General features: G+C 32.9%; 2 protein-coding genes and 1 pseudogene. All 3 read left to right on the top strand.

What is annotated here, in order from left to right:
• Positions 1 to 265 (top strand): annotated as a pseudogene (locus RR539_RS07285) (tRNA 2-thiocytidine(32) synthetase TtcA); the annotation flags it as partial.
• Positions 266 to 275: 10 nt separating this feature from the next.
• Positions 276 to 824, top strand: a complete 549-nt coding sequence (locus RR539_RS07280; RefSeq protein WP_332474777.1) for a GNAT family N-acetyltransferase — start codon at positions 276 to 278, stop codon at positions 822 to 824.
• Between the two features lie 32 nt (positions 825 to 856).
• On the top strand, positions 857 to 1,293 hold a 437-nt coding region (locus RR539_RS07275; RefSeq protein WP_332474778.1), incomplete at its 3' end, for a hypothetical protein.

The following is a 1,293-nucleotide window of genomic DNA, read 5'->3' as shown; positions in this document are numbered from 1 at the left end:
GCTTGAAGAAGCAGGGGTTACCCTTATTAGACCTATGGTTTATATTGAGGAAAGAGAAGCTAGAGGCTTTGCAAAGAAGTTTAACCTTCCTATAATAGAGAATCCATGTCCAGCAAATGGACATACAAAACGAGAAGAAGTTAAGCTGCTAATAGATTCTCTAAAAAAAGATATTCCCTCAATTAAGAAAAACCTGTTTGGCTCCCTAACCAACACCGAGCAGCTTTCAATTTGGGACAGGGACAAAATAAACTCAATAGATTAGGAGAATAACTATGGACTTTAATCCAATTAATATAAAACTTAAAAACGGAGAATCAGCTAAGATAAGAATGATATCACCTAGTGATGCACTTGAAATGATTAATTACCTTCAAACAATATCTAGAGAAACAGATGCAATGCTTAGATACCCTGAGGAATTTACACTTAAAGAAGAGGATAATTTCAAAAGATATGCAGCAGTATGTGAAAGCAGTAATACTATAGAACTTGTAATGACTCTAAATGGTAAAATCATAGGACACTGTGGACTTAGACCAATATTTGAAGTAAAAAAATGCATCCATAGATGCTCATTTGGAATATCAGTGCTTAAATCCCACTGGGGAAAAGGAGTTGGATATAACCTACTTAAAGCATTAATACTAAAGGCAGTAGAAATTGGATACGAACAAATAGAACTTGACGTTGTCTCAGACAACACATCTGCAATAGGACTATACAAAAAATTCGGCTTTAAAGAATACGGCCACCTACCTAATGCCTTTAAACTTAAAGACGGCAGTTACCAAGACCTAAGACTTATGTATAAAAGACTATAATATAAATATATTAATAAAAAGGAGTTTTTAATATGAAGTACATACAAATTTCACTATTCATACTCCTTACTTTAACTATTCTATTGCTAGTAGGCTGTAATAGCCAAAGCTCACTACCATCTAAAATGCCTAGTGACTTTAACTTTATATTTAGCTATGGAGTAGACAGCAAAAACAAGCTTGATACACAAAAGAATGAATTTACAAAGGATATGATAGCTGACCCTTCTATAACAACAAGTCTTAAGCTATCGCCTAAAGATATGAATAAAATATATTCTGAAATACAAAAATCTAAAATATTAAACTATCCAGAAGTATTCACACCAGAAAGTGATGTTCGTCAAACACCATATACTACTTATAAATTTAAAGTAACAATAGACGGAACTACTAAATCAATTTTATGGAAAGATGAAAGCGACTCTAACTCTAAAGAAGCTACTGAACTACGCAGCTTCTTTCAAAC

It is taken from the genome of Clostridium sp. (assembly GCF_036639235.1).
Taxonomy (GTDB): Bacteria; Bacillota; Clostridia; order Clostridiales; family Caloramatoraceae; genus Clostridium_AB.
This window is presented reverse-complemented; position numbering and strand designations above follow the sequence as displayed.